16 protein-coding genes and 5 tRNA genes are annotated in these 18,819 nt (G+C 52.6%); all 21 read right to left on the bottom strand.

Features of this window, described 5'->3' with window-relative positions:
- Positions 1-2: 2 nt before the first annotated feature.
- The 21 genes from ACLD4K_RS14835 to sdhB all read right to left on the bottom strand — a co-directional run bounded on the left by ACLD4K_RS14835 (position 3) and on the right by sdhB (position 18,803).
- Positions 3-78 (bottom strand) — tRNA-Lys (locus tag ACLD4K_RS14835).
- 134 nt (positions 79-212) lie between these two features.
- Positions 213-288 (bottom strand) — tRNA-Lys (locus tag ACLD4K_RS14830).
- 47 nt (positions 289-335) lie between these two features.
- Positions 336-411: transfer RNA gene (locus tag ACLD4K_RS14825), tRNA-Lys, on the bottom strand.
- Positions 412-414: 3 nt separating this feature from the next.
- Positions 415-490: transfer RNA gene (locus ACLD4K_RS14820), tRNA-Val, on the bottom strand.
- 136 nt (positions 491-626) lie between these two features.
- Positions 627-702 (bottom strand) — tRNA-Lys (locus ACLD4K_RS14815).
- A 164-nt stretch (positions 703-866) separates the two neighbouring features.
- Entirely contained in the window at positions 867-1,655 is a 789-nt protein-coding gene (gene cpoB, locus ACLD4K_RS14810; protein WP_000097547.1) for a cell division protein CpoB, read from the bottom strand.
- Positions 1,656-1,664: 9 nt separating this feature from the next.
- Positions 1,665-2,189 (bottom strand): peptidoglycan-associated lipoprotein Pal, encoded by a 525-nt coding sequence (gene pal / locus ACLD4K_RS14805; protein ID WP_001176621.1) that lies wholly within the window; start codon positions 2,187-2,189, stop codon positions 1,665-1,667.
- A 34-nt stretch (positions 2,190-2,223) separates the two neighbouring features.
- The gene (gene tolB / locus ACLD4K_RS14800; protein ID WP_001562341.1) at positions 2,224-3,516 is read right to left on the bottom strand and encodes a Tol-Pal system beta propeller repeat protein TolB; all 1,293 of its coding nucleotides are present in this window, start codon (positions 3,514-3,516) and stop codon (positions 2,224-2,226) included.
- A 123-nt stretch (positions 3,517-3,639) separates the two neighbouring features.
- Positions 3,640-4,815, bottom strand: a complete 1,176-nt coding sequence (gene tolA, locus ACLD4K_RS14795) for a cell envelope integrity protein TolA (RefSeq protein ID WP_411012069.1) — start codon at positions 4,813-4,815, stop codon at positions 3,640-3,642.
- 64 nt (positions 4,816-4,879) lie between these two features.
- Complete coding sequence (gene tolR / locus ACLD4K_RS14790) at positions 4,880-5,308, bottom strand: colicin uptake protein TolR (protein WP_000124676.1); 429 nt, start codon at positions 5,306-5,308, stop codon at positions 4,880-4,882.
- 3 nt (positions 5,309-5,311) lie between these two features.
- Positions 5,312-6,004, bottom strand: coding sequence for a Tol-Pal system protein TolQ (tolQ, locus tag ACLD4K_RS14785; protein WP_000131318.1), 693 nt, complete (start codon positions 6,002-6,004; stop codon positions 5,312-5,314).
- Positions 6,001-6,405, bottom strand: a complete 405-nt coding sequence (gene ybgC, locus ACLD4K_RS14780) for a tol-pal system-associated acyl-CoA thioesterase (RefSeq protein ID WP_001046240.1) — start codon at positions 6,403-6,405, stop codon at positions 6,001-6,003. The genes tolQ and ybgC overlap by 4 nt, the downstream gene beginning before the upstream one ends.
- A gap of 228 nt (positions 6,406-6,633) precedes the next feature.
- A complete protein-coding gene (gene ybgE / locus ACLD4K_RS14775; RefSeq protein WP_000148790.1) occupies positions 6,634-6,927 on the bottom strand; it encodes a cyd operon protein YbgE in 294 nt (97 codons plus the stop codon).
- Positions 6,927-7,040, bottom strand: a complete 114-nt coding sequence (cydX, locus tag ACLD4K_RS14770) for a cytochrome bd-I oxidase subunit CydX (protein WP_000270278.1) — start codon at positions 7,038-7,040, stop codon at positions 6,927-6,929. The genes ybgE and cydX overlap by 1 nt, the downstream gene beginning before the upstream one ends.
- A gap of 14 nt (positions 7,041-7,054) precedes the next feature.
- Positions 7,055-8,194 carry a cytochrome d ubiquinol oxidase subunit II gene (cydB, locus tag ACLD4K_RS14765; RefSeq protein WP_057514492.1) on the bottom strand — a complete coding sequence of 380 codons (1,140 nt, stop codon included), beginning with the start codon at positions 8,192-8,194 and terminating at the stop codon, positions 7,055-7,057.
- A gap of 15 nt (positions 8,195-8,209) precedes the next feature.
- Positions 8,210-9,778, bottom strand: a complete 1,569-nt coding sequence (cydA, locus tag ACLD4K_RS14760; RefSeq protein WP_000884369.1) for a cytochrome ubiquinol oxidase subunit I — start codon at positions 9,776-9,778, stop codon at positions 8,210-8,212.
- A 1,583-nt stretch (positions 9,779-11,361) separates the two neighbouring features.
- Positions 11,362-12,231, bottom strand: a complete 870-nt coding sequence (gene sucD, locus ACLD4K_RS14755) for a succinate--CoA ligase subunit alpha (protein ID WP_000114631.1) — start codon at positions 12,229-12,231, stop codon at positions 11,362-11,364.
- Positions 12,231-13,397: an ADP-forming succinate--CoA ligase subunit beta gene (gene sucC / locus ACLD4K_RS14750; protein WP_001048590.1), complete on the bottom strand. Its 1,167-nt coding sequence runs from the start codon at positions 13,395-13,397 to the stop codon at positions 12,231-12,233. Before sucC ends, sucD begins: the two co-directional genes overlap by 1 nt.
- 141 nt (positions 13,398-13,538) lie before the next feature.
- Positions 13,539-14,747 (bottom strand): 2-oxoglutarate dehydrogenase complex dihydrolipoyllysine-residue succinyltransferase, encoded by a 1,209-nt coding sequence (gene odhB / locus ACLD4K_RS14745; RefSeq protein WP_000099858.1) that lies wholly within the window; start codon positions 14,745-14,747, stop codon positions 13,539-13,541.
- 14 nt (positions 14,748-14,761) lie between these two features.
- The gene (gene sucA, locus ACLD4K_RS14740; RefSeq protein ID WP_001181500.1) at positions 14,762-17,563 is read right to left on the bottom strand and encodes a 2-oxoglutarate dehydrogenase E1 component; all 2,802 of its coding nucleotides are present in this window, start codon (positions 17,561-17,563) and stop codon (positions 14,762-14,764) included.
- Between the two features lie 523 nt (positions 17,564-18,086).
- Positions 18,087-18,803 (bottom strand): succinate dehydrogenase iron-sulfur subunit SdhB, encoded by a 717-nt coding sequence (sdhB, locus tag ACLD4K_RS14735; RefSeq protein ID WP_001727709.1) that lies wholly within the window; start codon positions 18,801-18,803, stop codon positions 18,087-18,089.
- Positions 18,804-18,819 lie beyond the last annotated feature (16 nt).

Below are 18,819 nucleotides of genomic sequence, written 5' to 3'. Positions count from 1 at the left end.
ATTGGTGGGTCGTGCAGGATTCGAACCTGCGACCAATTGATTAAAAGTCAACTGCTCTACCAACTGAGCTAACGACCCCTTGGATAAGGGTTACTGCTTCAATCATTCAGGATGGTGGGTCGTGCAGGATGTCTCGGCTTCGCCTCGCCCTTCAGGCCGTTGCTAAAGCAACATTATCCTTCACGTTCTCTACCAGTTACCACCTTGTATATTGGTGGGTCGTGCAGGATTCGAACCTGCGACCAATTGATTAAAAGTCAACTGCTCTACCAACTGAGCTAACGACCCATACGGGTGCTACCTGAAATATTTTTACTCGGCACCAATTAGAAAATTGGTGGGTCGTGCAGGATTCGAACCTGCGACCAATTGATTAAAAGTCAACTGCTCTACCAACTGAGCTAACGACCCGAGTGGTGGGTGATGACGGGATCGAACCGCCGACCCCCTCCTTGTAAGGGAGGTGCTCTCCCAGCTGAGCTAATCACCCGATACTACGCTGGATATTACTGACTAACCGAAGTTAGTGGTGGGTTGTGCAGGATGACTCGGCTTTGCCTCGCCCTACGGGCCGTTGCTGACGCAACGTTATCCTTCACGCTTTATTCTCGTTTCCACCGAACGATTGGTGGGTCGTGCAGGATTCGAACCTGCGACCAATTGATTAAAAGTCAACTGCTCTACCAACTGAGCTAACGACCCACTTTTACGTTGCTTTCGAGTTGTTTAATATCCCGTGGCAACGGCGGCATATATTACTGATTTCAGATTTGAGCGCAACAAAAATTTCGACGCAGAGGGCTCAACTGCTTAGGAATCGCACGACGCGACCAGAAAAAAGGCGTTTTCTGGTCGCATGGTACGCATTACATCGCGTTAAGACGCTTCTGCGCCTGTTTCGCGCCATCAGTGCCAGGATATTTGTTAATCACCTGCTGATAAACCGCTTTCGCTTTTGCCGTATCACCTTTGTCCTGCATGATAACGCCAACTTTGTACATCGCGTCCGCAGCCTTCGGCGACTTAGGATAGTTTTTTACTACCGAGGCGAAATAATAGGCGGCATCATCTTTTTTACCCTTGTTGTAATTCAACTGGCCCAGCCAATAATTGGCGTTCGGCTGATAAGTAGAATCAGGGTATTTCTTGATGAAGTTCTGAAACGCCACAATCGCATCATCCTGGCGAGACTTATCCTGCACCAGCGCAATTGCCGCATTGTAATCGGTATTCGCATCGCCACTTTGTACCGGCGCCCCTGAGGTTGCCGTACCGGCATCCGGGGCGGGGGTCGCAGCGGTTGCCGCCCCGCTCTGGTCGCCAGCCGCAGGCTGCGCTGCGCCGCCATTATTTAAGCTCCCCAGCTGCAGCATAATTTGCTTCTGGCGCTCCATCACCTGATTCAGTTGATACTGATTTTCCTGGATTTGGCCGCGCAAAGAATCGATATCAGACTGATTATCGGAGAGCTGCTGCTGAAGTTGGGTTAAAAGCTGGCTGTGAGCGTTAGAGATACGCTCAAGTTGAGTGACGCGGTCTTCGACCGAGCCTGAGCCGACACTACTGATTGGCGCCTGAGCAAAAGCGGCCCAGGGGGCCGCTATGCCAACCAGTAACGACAGACTCAACAGGTGATGTCTGAAGTTACTGCTCATGCAATTCTCTTAGTAAACCAGTACAGCGCGACGGTTCTTAGCGTAAGCCGCTTCGTCGTGGCCCAGTACGGCAGGTTTTTCTTTACCGTAAGAAACGATGGAGATCTGGTCAGCGGAAACGCCTTTACCCTGCAGGTACATTTTAACGGCGTTAGCACGACGTTCGCCCAGGGAGATGTTGTACTCAGGCGTACCGCGTTCGTCCGCGTGACCTTCTACGGTGACTTTGTAAGACGGGTTGCTACGCAGGAAGTTAGCGTGCGCGTCCAGCATTGCCGCGAAGTCAGAACGGATATCGTACTTGTCGAGATCGAAGTAAACGATGTTGTTCTGCTGCAGCTGCTGCATCTGCAGACGCGCTTGCTCTTCAGATGACATGTTGCCGTTGCCGTTAGCGTCCATACCAGTGCCGGCGCCGTTCAGCATGCCGCCTTCGCTACCGTCATTGCTGGCGTTCTTGTTGGAAGAACATGCCGCGATTGCCATAACAGGCAGGGCAATCATCAGGCCCTTCAGCACTTTGTTCAGTTGCATTTCTTTAATTCCTTTAGTAATCAATTAATTATTATCACAGATACGGCGACCAGGCAGGCGATTTCACCTGACCATCAGTTGCCGGAAGACGCGCTTTGAAACGCCCATCTGTAGAAACCAAATTCAGCACAGATCCCATCCCCTGAGAAGAGCTGTAGATTACCATCGTGCCGTTAGGTGCCAGACTTGGCGTTTCATCCAGGAACGTTGACGACAGAACCTGTACGCCCCCCGTCACCAGATCTTGTTTGGCAATGTGCTGCTGCCCGTTATTTGAGCTTACCATTACCATAAATTTACCGTCGCTGCTGACATCCGCATCCTGGTTTTGCGAACCTTCCCAGGTAATACGTTGCGCCGCACCGCCGTTAATGTTCATTTTATACACTTGCGGACGTCCAGCCTGGTCAGAGGTAAAGGCCAGAGTCTGGCTGTCCGGGAACCAGGTCGGCTCCGTATTGTTGCTACGCCCGTCCGTTATCTGACGAATCTGGCCGGAAGCAAGATCCATAACGTACAGGTTCAGACTTCCGGTTTTCGATAACGCGAACGCCAGTTTCGTCCCATCCGGCGAGAAGGCCGGCGCGCCGTTGTGACGCGGGAAGGACGCAACCTGACGCACTGCGCCGTTTGCCAGCGTCTGGATAACCAGCGCGGAGCGACCGCTTTCAAATGTCACGTAAGCCAGTTTTGAGCCGTCCGGAGACCACGCCGGAGACATCAACGGCTGCGGAGAACGGTGCACTACGAACTGATTGTAGCCATCGTAATCCGACACACGCAGTTCATACGGGAACTGACCGCCGTTAGTCTGTACCACATAGGCGATACGAGTACGGAACGCGCCCTTAATGCCCGTCAGTTTTTCAAAGACTTCGTCACTGGCGGTGTGGCCTGCATAACGCAGCCACTGCTTGTTCACTTTATAAGAGTTTTGCGCCAGTACAGTCCCCGGCGCGCCGCCAGTGTCAACCAGCTGATAAGCAACATTGTAGGAACCGTCAGGATTCGGCGTGACCTGTCCAACAACGACAGCATCAATACCCAGCGCAGACCATGCGGTAGGCTGAACTTCCTGAGCGGTGGCTGGCTGCTGCGGCAGTCGTGACCGGTCTAACGGATTAAATTTACCGCTATTGCGTAAATCTGCCGCCACGATGCCGCCGATATCTTCAGGCGCAGCGCCCGGCCCGGCCCATTTAAAAGGCACAACGCCAATCGGTCGCGCCGAGTCCACCCCCTGGGTGATCTCGATACGGACTTCTGCGTGCAGCACCGCCGCCCACAGCATCAGAAAACCAAATGCTACTCGTAATGCCTGCTTCATCATATCTCCCATACCTGGGCCTGCGACCCACGATAATTTAGCAGAATGTTAACAAACTCAAATACACAAAACCACCAGGACCAGTAACAACTCAACTGCTCCAACTTCCATAAAGAAAAGTATCTACAGTTTAAAGTCTAGTTTGGCATCCTTTATTTTCTCATAAACAGCCTGGCTTGGCGGTTTAGGAATTTTCGCGGTTTTTGCCGCCATTAACGCCGCCTGACAAAGCGCCGGATCGCCGCCCTCAGACGTAATGCTTTTTAATGAGCCATCCGGCGCCAGGCTAATATGCAAGACACATTGTTTGCCCTGGTACAGGCTCGCATCATACAGACGGCTCTGAATCGCGACCTGAATCTGTTTCGCGTAGGCGCTGATATCAGCGCCTGTCGCCCCACCGTTAGCACCCGATGTACCGCTATCTTTCGATGGCTGACCATTCCCTTTCGCGCCGCCGCCGGTTTTCGGCGCATTCTTACCCGAGCTGAGATCGCCAAGCAGATCATCGACGCCTTCTGCGGCGGCCGCTTTTTCAGCAGCGGCTTTCTTCTTAGCGTCCGCCGCTGCTTTCGCCGCCTCGGCATCCGCTTTCTTCTTCGCCTCCGCCGCCGCTTTCGCCGCCTCGGCATCCGCTTTCTTCTTCGCCGCCGCAGCTTTCGCCGCTTCGGCTTCCGCTTTCTTCTTCGCCTCCGCCGCCGCTTTCGCCGCCTCGGCTTCCGCTTTCTTCTTCGCGTCCGCCGCTGCTTTCGCCGCTTCGGCCTCTGCTTTCTTCTTCGCATCCGCCGCCGCTTTTACCGCCTCGGCCTCTGCTTTCTTCTTCGCGTCCGCCGCCGCTTTCGCCGCTTCGGCCTCTGCTTTCTTCTTCGCGTCCGCCGCCGCTTTCGCCGCTTCTTCGGCCTGTTGCTGTTGCTGTTGCGCCAGTTTTGCCGCTTCTTCAGCCTGCTTTTGCTGCTCCTGAGCCGCTAAACGTTCTTTCTCAAGTTGTTTCAACCGCTCCTGTTCGGCAGCCTGCTTCTGCTGCAGCTCCTCTGCTTGCTGCTGTTGCAGCTTTTTACGCTCTTCTTCCGCGCGTCTGGCGCTGGCCTGTTGATCCTGCTGACGGTTGTACTGCTGCACAACGGCGCCAGGATCGACCATCACCGCGTCGATAGCGGAACCACCGCCGCCGCCGGCAGAAGCCTCTATATGCTCATCAAACGAACTCCAGATCAGCACTGCAAATAAGATGATATGCAGCACGGCTGAAATAATTATCGCCCGTTTGAGCTTGTCGTTTTGTTCGGTTGCCTTTGACACTCTCGGTTCCCAAAAAACTGTTCGCCTGTTACTCGCCGTCTTTCAAGCCAACGGGACGCAGACTTCAGATTGGCTGCGTCATTAAGCCAACCGATTTTACGCCCGCGCTGTGTAACAAGTTCAGCGCTTTAATTATTTCATCGTACGGCACCTCTTTCGCGCCGCCGATTAAAAAGACTGTTTTCGGATTAGCCTGCAGATGACGCTTTACTTCTGCGATCACCTGTTCAGACGGCAGTTGATCCATTCGATCTTTATCAACCACTACGCTGTATTGCCCTACTCCGGAAACCTCAATAATGACCGGTGGATCGTCGTTACTACTGACCGCTTGCGACTGATTCGCCTCCGGCAAGTCGACCTCCACGCTCTGGGTAATGATCGGCGCGGTTGCCATAAAGATCAGCAGCAGCACCAACAGTACGTCGAGCAGCGGTACAATATTGATTTCGGACTTAAGTTCGCGACGACCTCGTCCACGCGTTCTGGCCATGGCTTACCCCTTGTTGCTTTCGCTTACGGTAAACGCCTGGCGGTGCAGAATCGCGGTGAACTCTTCCATAAAGTTGTCGTAATTCAGTTCCAGCTTGTTCACGCGCTGATTCAGTCGGTTGTAAGCCATAACCGCAGGGATGGCGGCAAACAGACCAATCGCCGTGGCAATCAATGCTTCGGCAATACCCGGCGCAACCATTTGCAGAGTCGCCTGTTTCACCGCGCCCAGGGCGATAAACGCATGCATAATCCCCCATACAGTGCCAAACAGACCGATATAAGGACTGATAGAGCCTACCGTGCCAAGAAACGGGATATGCGTTTCCAGCGTTTCCAGCTCCCGGTTCATGGAGATGCGCATCGCACGCGACGCCCCCTCTACCACGGCCTCCGGCGCATGGCTGTTGGCGCGATGGAGCCGGACAAACTCTTTGAACCCGCTATAAAAGATTTGCTCCGAGCCCGACAGACTATCGCGTCTCCCCTGGCTTTCCTGGTACAGACGCGATAGTTCGATTCCGGACCAGAATTTATCTTCAAACGCTTCCGCCTCACGCGCAGCGGCGTTCAGGATACGCGTTCGCTGGATAATGATGGCCCAGGATGCTATTGAAAAACCAATCAAAATCAACATGATAAGTTTAACCAGAAGGCTTGCCTTCAGGAACAAATCAAGGATATTCATGTCAGTCACTGCTTAAACTCCGCGACAATAGACTTAGGAAGCGCACGAGGCTTCATTTTGAGTGGATCAACACAAACAATCAGAACCTCTGCTTCATTTAGCAGCGTGTTCTCTGCGTTGACAATGCGTTGCGTGAAAACCAAAGCGGTGCCACGCATTGACGTAATTTCTGTTTGAACTTCAAGCATATCGTCGAGCCGCGCAGGCGCATAGTATTCCAGCGTCATCTTGCGCACCACAAAGGCGACCCGCTCCGCCAGCAGCACCTGTTGACTGAAGTGATGGTGACGCAGCATCTCCGTGCGCGCTCTTTCATAAAAAGCGACATAGCTGGCGTGATAAACCACACCGCCGGCGTCCGTGTCTTCGTAATAAACTCGAATTGGCCATCGAAACATATACTTATTCATCCCTGCAGCCTCTTTGTTGGCGTCATCCGCTTGCCGCCGTAATGCCTCAAGAATGCCGTTGTATATCGCCTTGTATTCACTTTACATCCCGGTAATGCAACAAAAGTAGAGCTTTTAAACGTTGCTACTATACGCGTGGGAATGAGGCTTGGGAATGGGGGGAAGTTAAGGGAGAGTAAAAATATATGGGCTTATGCAAGCCCCTATATTTTTAAGGAGGTTTCTTATTCACAAGAAGAAGAAAATCAGGCCGACGATAAGGACGATATCCGCCAGGAGCGGACAAAAAATCCCTTGCCAGTGTACGGATTCAGGGCGAAAACCCACACCGTGGATTATGCCTGCGCAAACCGCCCACATCAGCAATAATCCGTGCCAGATTTCAAGCGTGCTGGTCCTGGCGGCAAACCGTGACGGGTCCCAGAACATACATCCTGCCAGCACTATCGCCATCACGAAGGAAAGCGCCCTTAAGGGGCGCTTGTCCATTACCGCATACAGTTTTGCGATAATATGGGTCATTAGCTTTCTTCTTGACCGGTTTTACCCGCTTCAACGTGCTCAAGCGCCAGGGCGGTAATGATCCCGAATGCACAGGCAAGAAGCGTTCCCAGAATCCATGCGAAATACCACATTTTAAGCTCCTTACTTAGTACAGAGAGTGGGTGTTGCTTTCAATATGTTCTTTAGTGATACGACCGAACATTTTCCAGTAACACCAGCTGGTGTAGATCAGAATGATCGGTACGAACACCGCCGCAACCCAGGTCATCAGGTTCAGCGTCATCTGGCTGGATGTCGCATCCCACATGGTCAGACTGGCATTCATCATCGTGCTGGACGGCATCACAAATGGGAACATAGCGATACCCGCCGTCAGAATAATGCAGGCCAACGTCAGCGAAGAGAACAGGAATGCCCACGCGCCTTTCTCCATACGGGAAGTCAGGATAGTCAACAGCGGCAGAACCACGCCCAGAGCCGGAACCAACCACAGGATCGGAGCATTATTAAAGTTCACCAGCCAGGCGCCAGCTTCACGCACCACTTCTTTAGTCAGCGGGTTAGAGGCGGCATGATGGTCAATCGCGGATGTCACGACATAACCATCAATACCATACATTACCCAAACGCCCGCCAGCGCAAAGCACACTAATGTCACCAACGCCGCAATCTGCGAGGTGGCGCGCGCGCGCAGATGCAGTTCGCCAACGGTACGCATTTGCAGGTAAGTCGCCCCCTGCGTGATGATCATCCCTACGCTTACGATGCCCGCCAGCAGACCAAACGGGTTCAGCAACTGGAAGAAGTTACCGGTGTAGTACAGACGCAGATACTCATCTACATGGAACGGTACGCCCTGCAACAGGTTGCCAAAGGCCACGCCAATCACCAACGGCGGCACAAAGCTACCGATGAACACGCCCCAGTCCCACATGTTGCGCCAGCGCGGGTCTTCAATCTTGGAACGGTAATCAAAACCGACCGGACGGAAGAACAACGACGCCAGCACCAGGATCATCGCTACATAGAAACCGGAGAACGCCGCAGCGTAAACCATCGGCCAGGCAGCAAACAACGCGCCGCCCGCGGTGATCAGCCACACCTGGTTACCGTCCCAGTGCGGGGCGATAGAGTTAATCATAATTCGACGTTCGGTGTCGTTACGACCGAGGAAACGGGTGAGCATCCCCACCCCCATGTCGAACCCATCGGTGACGGCGAAACCAATTAGCAAAATGCCAACCAGCAGCCACCAGATAAAACGTAGTACTTCATAATCGATCATTTGACGACTCCTGTCTTAGCGTGCCGGCTGAGAAGTCACGGTGGACTGCTCAAAGTGATAGCGACCGGTTTTCAGGCTGCTTGGGCCAAGGCGTGCAAATTTGAACATCAGGAACAATTCTGCCACCAGGAACAGGGTATACAGGCCGCAAATCAGGAACATGGAGAACAGCAGATCGCCCACGGTCAGCGATGAGTTCGCTACGGCTGTCGGCAACACTTCGCCGATCGCCCACGGCTGACGACCATACTCGGCGACGAACCAACCTGCTTCAACCGCAATCCACGGCAGTGGAATACCGTACAGCGCCGCGCGCAACAGCCATTTTTTCTCACCGATGCGGTTACGAATCACGCTCCAGAAGGAGAGTGCGATGATCGCCAGCAGCAAGAAGCCGCACGCCACCATGATACGGAAAGCGAAGTACAGCGGCGCAACGCGAGGAATGGAATCTTTCGTCGCTTGCTGGATCTGCGCTTCGGTCGCGTCAGTCACATTAGGCGTATAACGTTTCAGCAGCAGGCCGTAACCGAGATCTTTCTTCATGCTGTTAAACTGGTCGCGAACGGCCTGGTCGGTAGAACCGGCGCGCAGCTGTTCCAGCAGTTCATAGGCTTTCATCCCGTTACGGATACGCTCTTCATGCTGAACCATGAGATCTTTCAGGCCAATAACCGGCGTGTCCACGGAACGCGTAGCGATAATGCCGAGCGCATAAGGGATCTGAATCGCCAGATGGTTTTCCTGTTTGTCCTGGTCAGGAATACCGAACAGGGTAAAGGAGGCCGGAGCAGGTTGCGTTTCCCATTCGGCTTCAATCGCAGCGAGCTTGGTTTTCTGCACGTCGCCCATTTCGTAACCGGATTCGTCACCGAGTACGATAACGGACAGTACGGCAGCCATACCGAAGCTGGCAGCAATAGCAAAGGAGCGTTTAGCAAAGGCGAAGTCACGACCTTTCAGCATGTAGTAAGCGCTGATACCGAGGATGAACATCGCGCCGGTGACATAGCCGGACGCCACAGTGTGAACAAATTTCACCTGTGCTACCGGGTTCAGTACCAGTTCAGAGAAGCTCACCATTTCCATACGCATGGTTTCGAAATTGAAATCCGCAGCGATTGGGTTTTGCATCCAGCCGTTCGCTACCAGAATCCACAACGCGGAGAGGTTGGACCCCAGAGCCACCAGCCAGGTGACGCACATATGCTGAACTTTACTCAGACGATCCCAGCCGAAGAAGAACAGACCTACAAAGGTGGATTCGAGGAAGAAGGCCATCAAACCTTCGATGGCCAGCGGCGCACCGAAGATATCCCCAACATAGTGGGAGTAGTACGACCAGTTTGTCCCGAACTGGAACTCCATGGTCAAACCGGTAGCCACACCCAGAGCAAAGTTGATACCAAACAACTTGCCCCAGAACTTGGTCATATCTTTATAAATCTGTTTGCCGGAAAGGACGTATACCGTTTCCATAATGGCCAGCAGGAACGCCATACCGAGCGTTAGCGGCACAAACAGGAAGTGGTACATCGCGGTCAAGGCAAACTGTAAGCGCGACAGTTCGACTATATCTAACATCATGACTCCTTGCTCATCGCATGAAGACTCCGAGAGTGAACCCCGTTAGAAAGGGTCACACGCATGCCCCAATACAAATTTATTTGCGGCCTCTCATCGTACTATCCCCTCGGGAAGGAAACAGTAATGATGAAAAGTTACAAACATGTTAATAAAAAACCCAAATTGATCCCGCAAATATATTACGCCGTAAAACCCTTACAATAAACAGGTTTTTAGTGGGTCAGATTTGCTTTTTTCGACAGCGATCAATTTATGGCTAATCTATCGCTTTTCAGGGAATTTGATCACGGACAATTTAACCAGTTTTGATGCTCTTTTCCAACATTTAAATATTGATTAAAATCAATTTTTGAAGTTAATGTTAATAATGTTTATTCATTGAATGCATGGTGAATTTTTTGTTAACTTTTTGTTTTTGCAAAGAGTAATTTCAAACCCCCTGTAAAAAGAGGCTTATTCGGTAAGGCTAAACATTTTGTGCGTTTTTTACTGCCCCTCATCCAGTAAAAAACATTCCACATTGATGTTCAATTATTGCTAAATAGCTCACAGATTTTTTTCTGTAGGTTATCAACACTTATTATTTTATACATTTAGTCTATTTTTATTTTACTTATAATTAACACCGCCAAGAAACTATCTCATTGCACACGCGCCATCATCCCACCGGGATTACCCTGCCCCAACTTCCCTTTCCCGACGACTAACGGCCAGGATCATCTTGCCAGGTTATCGCCTTAATTATCGCTAATAAGCTTTCTAGATAGCCAGAAACAAACATTTTATTCGCTAATTTTTCTTTATTTCAATAACACCGTATTTGCCTCTCTATAATTATTATAGTGAAGATTCTGTTATCACCTTCACAGATTTACCCTCAATTTCTACGTCACTCATAGTGATAATTCTGTTTATTCGCAGCCATAAATACCCTTTAAACATGATTAATCACGAACGAATAGTGTCAATAAGTTCTTAATAATTTTTAAAGTTAACCTCTTTTAACCAGCAAAAGTTCATATAATTTATTAAACGATATCTTTAATACTTCAGGGAAATAATGCCGGTACTCTTATGATTAAAATAGCTGTTTTATTCTGCCATTAAACAAGCAGTCTGTGTAAGCGCGATACATCTGAGGAGACATGTAGTTCGCGCTCAGGCAAACATGCGCGGCCACAGAGTCAAGCGTCAATTTACTATAGAGGTTAGCGTCAACATAGTGTAATGCTGCAATGCGTTTTTTTCATGGCGGAAAGCGCATAATCCGTCTCCAGTGAGGTCGGCAGGTATTTCACTAAGACAGCATCTGTATTTGCTGCAAAAGAGTTAACCAGCAAACTGAGTAAATTTACTGCCGCTGCCAGACGGTTATTATCAATTATTTTTAGACTCCACCATGTTTTTTTAATGAGGCATTATTTTCCTATAGTTCAATATTTACAAAGCCAATAATTTTATATCCCGGATGCTTCACCCGTACTTTGCCACAAACAATAAAGCCATAAAAAAGGCCACCGTAAAGGTGGCCAACCATGTCGAAAACGGACATTTATCTGTTCCCGCAGGAACAGCGAGTTTTATTTTATAATTGCTTTCAGCGCTTCGCCGATATCGGCCAGGCTGCGAACCGTCTTCACGCCAGCCGCTTCCAGAGCAGCGAATTTCTCATCAGCGGTACCTTTACCACCGGCAATGATGGCGCCAGCGTGGCCCATACGTTTGCCTTTCGGCGCGGTAACGCCCGCGATATAGCCAACAACCGGCTTGGTCACGTGGTCTTTAATATAAGCCGCCGCTTCTTCTTCTGCGCTACCGCCGATCTCACCGATCATCACGATCGCTTCAGTCTGCGGATCTTCCTGGAACAGTTTCAGTATGTCGATGAAGTTAGAGCCCGGAATCGGGTCACCGCCGATACCCACGCAGGTGGACTGGCCGAAACCGTAGTCAGTAGTCTGCTTAACCGCTTCATAGGTCAGCGTGCCGGAACGGGAAACGATACCCACTTTACCCGGCTTATGAATGTGACCCGGCATGATGCCGATTTTGCATTCGCCCGGGGTGATCACACCTGGGCAGTTCGGGCCGATCATGCGTACGCCCGCTTCGTCCAGCTTCACTTTCACGGTCAGCATATCCAGCGTCGGAATACCTTCGGTGATGGTGATAATCAGTTTGATGCCTGCGTCGATCGCTTCCAGAATGGAGTCTTTGCAGAACGGCGCCGGCACGTAGATAACGGATGCGGTCGCACCGGTAGCTTCTACCGCTTCGCGCACGGTGTTGAACACCGGCAGACCCAGATGCGTGGTGCCGCCTTTGCCCGGCGTTACGCCGCCGACCATTTGCGTACCGTAAGCAATCGCCTGTTCGGAGTGGAAAGTCCCCTGGCTACCGGTGAAGCCCTGGCAGATAACCTTGGTATCTTTATTAATTAAAACGGACATTATTTCCCCTCCACTGCGGCAACAACCTGCTGAGCTGCATCCGTCAGACTTTTCGCTGCAATAATATTCAGGCCACTGTCAGCCAGTTTCTTCGCGCCGAGTTCGGCGTTGTTGCCTTCCAGACGCACCACCACCGGAACGTTCACGCCCACTTCTTCCACCGCGCCGATGATACCGTCGGCAATCAGGTCACAACGGACGATACCGCCGAAGATATTAACCAGAACCGCTTTCACGTTGTCATCCGAGAGGATGATTTTAAACGCTTCGGTGACGCGCTCTTTGGTTGCGCCGCCGCCCACGTCAAGGAAGTTAGCCGGTTCGCCGCCATGCAGCTTAACGATGTCCATGGTGCCCATCGCCAGGCCCGCGCCGTTCACCATGCAACCGATGTTGCCGTCCAGCGCGACGTAGTTCAGTTCCCACTGCGCCGCCTGCGCTTCACGCGGGTCTTCCTGAGACTGGTCACGCATTTCACGCAGATCCGGCTGGCGGAACAGCGCGTTGCCGTCAGCGCCCAGCTTGCCGTCGAGGCAAATCAGATCGCCCTGCTTAGTAATCACCAGCGGATTAATTTCGATTAGCGCCAGGTCGCGCTCAAGGAAAATGGTTGCCAGGCCCATAAAGATTTTGGTGAACTGCTGCACCAGTTTACCTTCCAGACCCAATTTGAACGCCAGTTCCCGTCCCTGATACGGCATCGGGCCGGTCAGCGGATCGAGCGCGACTTTATGAATCAGATGCGGGGTTTCCTCCGCGACTTTTTCGATCTCTACGCCGCCTTCGGTAGACGCCATAAAGACCACGCGACGAGAACTACGGTCAACTACCGCGCCGAGGTACAGTTCTTTGCCGATGTCGGTCGCCGCTTCAACCAGAATCTGGTTTACCGGTTGGCCATTAGCGTCTGTTTGATAGGTCACCAGACGTTTGCCCAGCCAGTTTTCCGCAAAGGCGCGAATCTCTTCCTTGCTTTTTACTACCTTCACACCGCCCGCTTTGCCGCGGCCGCCAGCGTGAACCTGACATTTCACTACCCACGGGCCGGCACCGATTTTAGACGCGGCTTCTTCGGCTTCACGCGGAGTAGTACAGGCATAACCCACCGGCGCCGGTAAGCCATAGCGGGCAAAAAGTTGTTTTGCCTGATATTCATGTAAGTTCATGTGTTCTGTCCATCCTTCAGGTAATCGTTATCTTTAGACCTGTAGGCCTGAAAGCTGCGCGCCATCAGGCATTACACCATCGCCGGATGGCGGCGTGAACGCCTTATCCGGCCTACAGGTAGCAGGTGATGCTCTTGCTGACTACACGTCCAACAGCAGACGGGTCGGATCTTCCAGCAACTCTTTGATGGTGACCAGGAAGCCCACGGATTCACGACCATCGATCAGGCGATGATCGTAAGAGAGCGCCAGGTACATCATCGGCAGGATTTCCACCTTGCCATCCACCGCCATCGGCCTGTCTTTAATAGCATGCATTCCCAGAATCGCGCTCTGCGGCGGGTTGATGATCGGGGTAGACATCAGCGAACCGAATACGCCGCCGTTGGTAATGGTAAAGTTACCGCCGGTCAGGTCTTCTACGGTCAGCTTGCCGTCGCGGCCTTTGACAGCCAGTTCTTTAATTTTTTTCTCGATGTCAGCCATGCCCAGCGTATCCACGTCACGCAGGACCGGCGTGACCAGGCCGCGCGGCGTAGACACCGCCATGCTCACATCAAAGTAGTTGTGGTACACCACGTCATCGCCGTCGATAGAGGCGTTCACTTCCGGATAACGCTTCAGCGCTTCTACTACCGCTTTCACGTAGAAGGACATAAAGCCCAGGCGGATACCATGACGTTTTTCAAACACTTCGCCATACTGCTTACGCAAATCCATAATCGGCTTCATGTTGACTTCATTGAAGGTCGTCAGCATGGCGGTGGAATTTTTCGCTTCCAGCAGACGCTCGGCCACGCGCTTACGCAGGCGGGTCATTGGCACGCGTTTTTCGCCGCGCGCGCCCAGAGCGGGTTGTGCTGCAGGTTCAACAGCGGGTGCTTTAGACTCGCCTTTCGCCAGATGTTTTTCCACATCTTCACGGGTCAGACGCCCACCCACACCAGTGCCTTTAATGGCGCTGGCTTCCAGATTGTGTTCAGCCAGCAGGCGACGGATCGCCGGGCTGAGCGCATCGTTGTTTTGTTCTTCCAGCGACGCCTGCTGGCGTTGTGCCGGCGTAGACGCTTTCTCTTCAGATTTCGCGCTGGTCTCTTTACCCGCGCTGTTGCCTTCACGCAGGCGACCCAGGATCTGGCGAGAGGTGACAGTCGTCCCCTCCTCTTCCAGAACCGCATCCAGAATGCCGTCCGCTGATGCCGGTACTTCCAGTACCACTTTGTCAGTTTCGATTTCTACCAGCACTTCGTCACGAACAACCGCATCGCCCGGTTTTTTATGCCAGGTGGCGACGGTCGCGTCCGCTACGGACTCAGGCAGGTCGGGAACAAGAATATCTACGCTACTCATTATTTATCCTTTATTTAATCGACGTTCAGCGCGTCATTAACCAGATCTTGTTGCTGTTTCTGGTGAACGGACATATACCCTACCGCCGGAGAGGCGGAGGCCGGGCGACCTGCATAACGCAGAGCGGCCCCAAACGGAATCACTTCACGGAAATGATGCTGACTGCAGTACCATGCGCCCTGGTTGAGCGGCTCTTCCTGGCACCAGACAAAATCATGGACGTGAGCGTATGGTTGCAGCGCTTCCTGCACCGCTTTATGCGGGAACGGATAGAGCTGTTCGATGCGCACGATAGCGACATCTTTCTGGTCGTTTTTGCGCCGTTGTTCCAGCAGGTCGTAATAAACCTTACCAGAACACATTACCACGCGTTTTACGGCTTTAGGGTCCAGCTCGTCAATTTCGCCAATGGCCGGCTGGAAGGAACCGTTCGCCAGTTCATCAAGCGTGGAAACCGCCAGCGGGTGACGCAGCAGCGATTTCGGCGACATCACCACCAGCGGACGACGCATCCCGCGCAGCGCCTGACGGCGCAGCATATGGTAGACCTGCGCCGGGGTGGACGGCACGCAAACCTGCATATTCTGCTCGGCGCAAAGTTGCAGATAACGTTCCAGACGCGCGGAGGAGTGCTCCGGGCCCTGCCCTTCATAGCCATGCGGCAACAGCATCACCAGACCGCACATCCGGCCCCATTTCTGCTCGCCGGAGGAGATGAACTGGTCAATCACTACCTGCGCGCCGTTGGCAAAATCGCCAAACTGCGCTTCCCAGATAGTCAGGGTACGTGGTTCCGCCGTGGCATAACCGTATTCAAAGGCCAGTACCGCTTCTTCAGACAGCACGGAGTCCCAGACTTTAAACTGTCCCTGACCGCTGTGAATATGCTGCAACGGCGTATACGTTGAGCCGTTCGTCTGGTTGTGGATCACCGCATGACGATGGAAGAAGGTGCCGCGACCGGAGTCTTCCCCGGACAGGCGCACCGGAATGCCTTCATCGACCAGCGTGGCGTAAGCCAGATTTTCCGCGCCGCCCCAGTCAAACAATTTCTCGCCTGCCGCCATTGCCTGACGGTCGCCATAAATTTTCGCCACGCGAGACTGCATTTCAATGGCTTCCGGCACGGTGCTGATACGTTTTGCCAGCTCCTGCAGGCGCTTCATTTCTACCTTGTTCGGGTATGCTTCATCCCATTCGTGGTTGAGATACGGCGACCAGGTGAACGAGTGCATATTCATCGGACGCCACTCTTTCACCACACATTCGCCTGCATCCAGCGCATCGCGATAGAGGTTGACCATTTCGGTGGCATCTTCCAGCGTTGCGACCTTATCAGCTTCCAGTTTGTCGGCGTAGATTTTACGCGGCGTCGGATGCTTTTTGATTTTCTGGTACATCAGCGGCTGGGTTGCGCTTGGCTCGTCGGCTTCGTTGTGGCCGTGACGGCGGTAGCACACCAGATCGATAAAGACATCGCGTTTAAAGGTGTTACGGAAGTCCAGCGCCAGACGGGTCACAAAAGCGACGGCTTCCGGATCGTCCGCGTTGACGTGGAAAATCGGCGCCTGGACCATTTTACCGATATCGGTGCAGTAAGGCGTTGAACGCGCATCCAGTGGGTTAGAAGTGGTGAAGCCCACCTGGTTGTTGATAACGATACGTACCGTACCGCCCACTTCGTAACCGCGCGCTTTCGACATGTTCAGAGTTTCCTGAACCACGCCCTGGCCGGTCACCGCGGCGTCGCCGTGAATAGTGATCGGCAACACTTTGTTGCTGCTCGGTTCGTCCAGTCTGTCCAGACGGGCACGCACGGAGCCCATCACCACCGGGCTCACAATTTCCAGATGCGATGGGTTAAACGCCAGCGCCAGGTGAACCAGACCGCCTTCGGTTTCGATATCTGACGAGAAGCCCATGTGATACTTCACGTCGCCAGTACCCAGATGTTCTTTATGCTTACCGGCAAATTCGTCGAACAGATCCTGCGGTTTTTTACCCAGTACGTTGATCAGCACGTTCAGGCGACCACGGTGCGCCATCCCCAGCACCACTTCGCGAGTGCCGCTGTTACCCGCATGGCGAACCATCTCTTTCAGCATGGGTATCAGCGCATCTCCCCCCTCGAGCGAGAAACGTTTCGCCCCCGGGAATTTGGCGCCCAGATAACGTTCCAGCCCTTCAGCGGCGGTCAGTTCGTTCAGGAAGCGTTTTTTCTCGTCAGCGCTAAAGGCCGCACGACCGGATTCGATGCGCTGTTGGATCCAGCGTTTCTCTTCGGTGCTGGTGATGTGCATATACTCAGCGCCAATCGGGCCGCAGTAGGTCTGTTTGAGCGCGTCGAGCAGCTCGCCCAGCTTCATCGTCTCTTTGCCGCTGGCAAAGGAGCCGACATTGAAGGTTTCCTGGAAATCGGCCTCGGTCAAATCATGGAAAGAAGGGTCCAGATCCGCCACGCGTTCTTGTTTCCACAGACCCAGCGGATCGAGGTTTGCATGCTGATGGCCACGGAAACGATAAGCGTTGATAAGCTGCAGGACTTTAACCTGCTTCACATTGGTGTCAGGGTCGGAAATCGTAGAAGAGTGACGTGAGCCAGCCAACGCCTGCCGCCGGAAATATTCACGTGTTTTTGAATGGAGTTGATCCGGTTTGACTCCGGTACCAGGTAACTGCTGGAACGTCAAACGCCAGTTAGCGTCTACCGAGTCAGGATCGGTTAAGAAGTCTTCATAGAGCTGTTCTATCCAGCTCTGATTCGAACCAGAGAGGTAAGAAGAGTCCAACCAGGCTTTCAAAGCGCTGTTCTGCATCGTGATCCCTTAAGCATCTTTTCTGCTTATTTAATACTCTAAATAGGTCACGTTTCAGGAAGGCGGCAAGCTTGCGAATCCCTGGGAGCTTACATCCAGTAAGTGACCGGGGTAAGCAAGTGCAGCCAACGCACATGCAACGTGAACTATGACGAGTATTTCGCCGTGGATACTAACCACGCATACGCTGTATGCGTGCCGGGGTTCACTTGTTGCGGACTGTCGTGTCATCTGCGTCCGCTAAGGAACCTTTAAAAACTGTCTAATAATCTTCGCTGTTCAGGCTACGACTGCGTTGCGGCCTTCGCTCACTCCGGTCACATAGTTAACTATGCTCCCGAAGATTCGTTCAGACCGCGCCTTGTCTCGCTCTGAACATCTCGATTATTACTAATCATATGGCAGTTTTTAGAGGTTTCCTGCACTTCTATTGCCTGATGGCGCTGCGCTTATCAGGCCTACGGGATTGCGCCTGTAGGCCGGATAAGACGGTACGTCGCCATCCGGCAACCACTACAACTACTTACGCGCTACGCTGCAACAGCATCGACTTAATATGGCCGATAGCGCGCGTCGGGTTTAGTCCTTTAGGACATACACTGACGCAGTTCATAATGCTGTGACAGCGGAATACGCTGAATGCATCGCTCATCCCTTCCAGACGACTATCGGTCTCGGTATCACGACTATCGATCAGGAAGCGATACGCCGCGAGCAGACCCGCCGGACCGATAAACTTATCCGGGTTCCACCAGAATGACGGGCAGGATGTTGAGCAACAGGCGCAAAGAATACATTCATACAGCCCATCGAGTTTTTCACGCTGCTCCGGCATCTGCAGATGCTCACGAGCCGGTGGATTTTGCCCATTATTCAATAAGTAAGGCTTAATCTTCTCATATTGTGCGTAGAATTGCCCCATGTCTACCACCAAATCGCGGATCACCGGCAAACCGGGCAGCGGGCGAATCACAATCTTCTTACCCGGCTGATTCAGCGCCGAAATAGGGGTAATACAGGCCAGACCATTCTTACCGTTCATATTCAAACCATCAGAACCACACACGCCTTCGCGGCAGGAACGGCGGAAAGAAAGGCTGGGATCTTTTTCTTTAAGCTGGATTAACGCATCCAGCAGCATCATGTCGCGCCCTTCTTCGCCTTCCAGGGTGTAATCCTGCATACGCGGAGCGTTATCGACATCCGGGTTATAACGATAAATCGAAAATTCGAGTTTCATCATCCTGTCTCCGCAA

Source organism: Salmonella sp. 741265055_HSA, assembly GCF_046569525.1.
Lineage (GTDB): Bacteria > Pseudomonadota > Gammaproteobacteria > Enterobacterales > Enterobacteriaceae > Salmonella > Salmonella enterica.
This window is presented reverse-complemented; position numbering and strand designations above follow the sequence as displayed.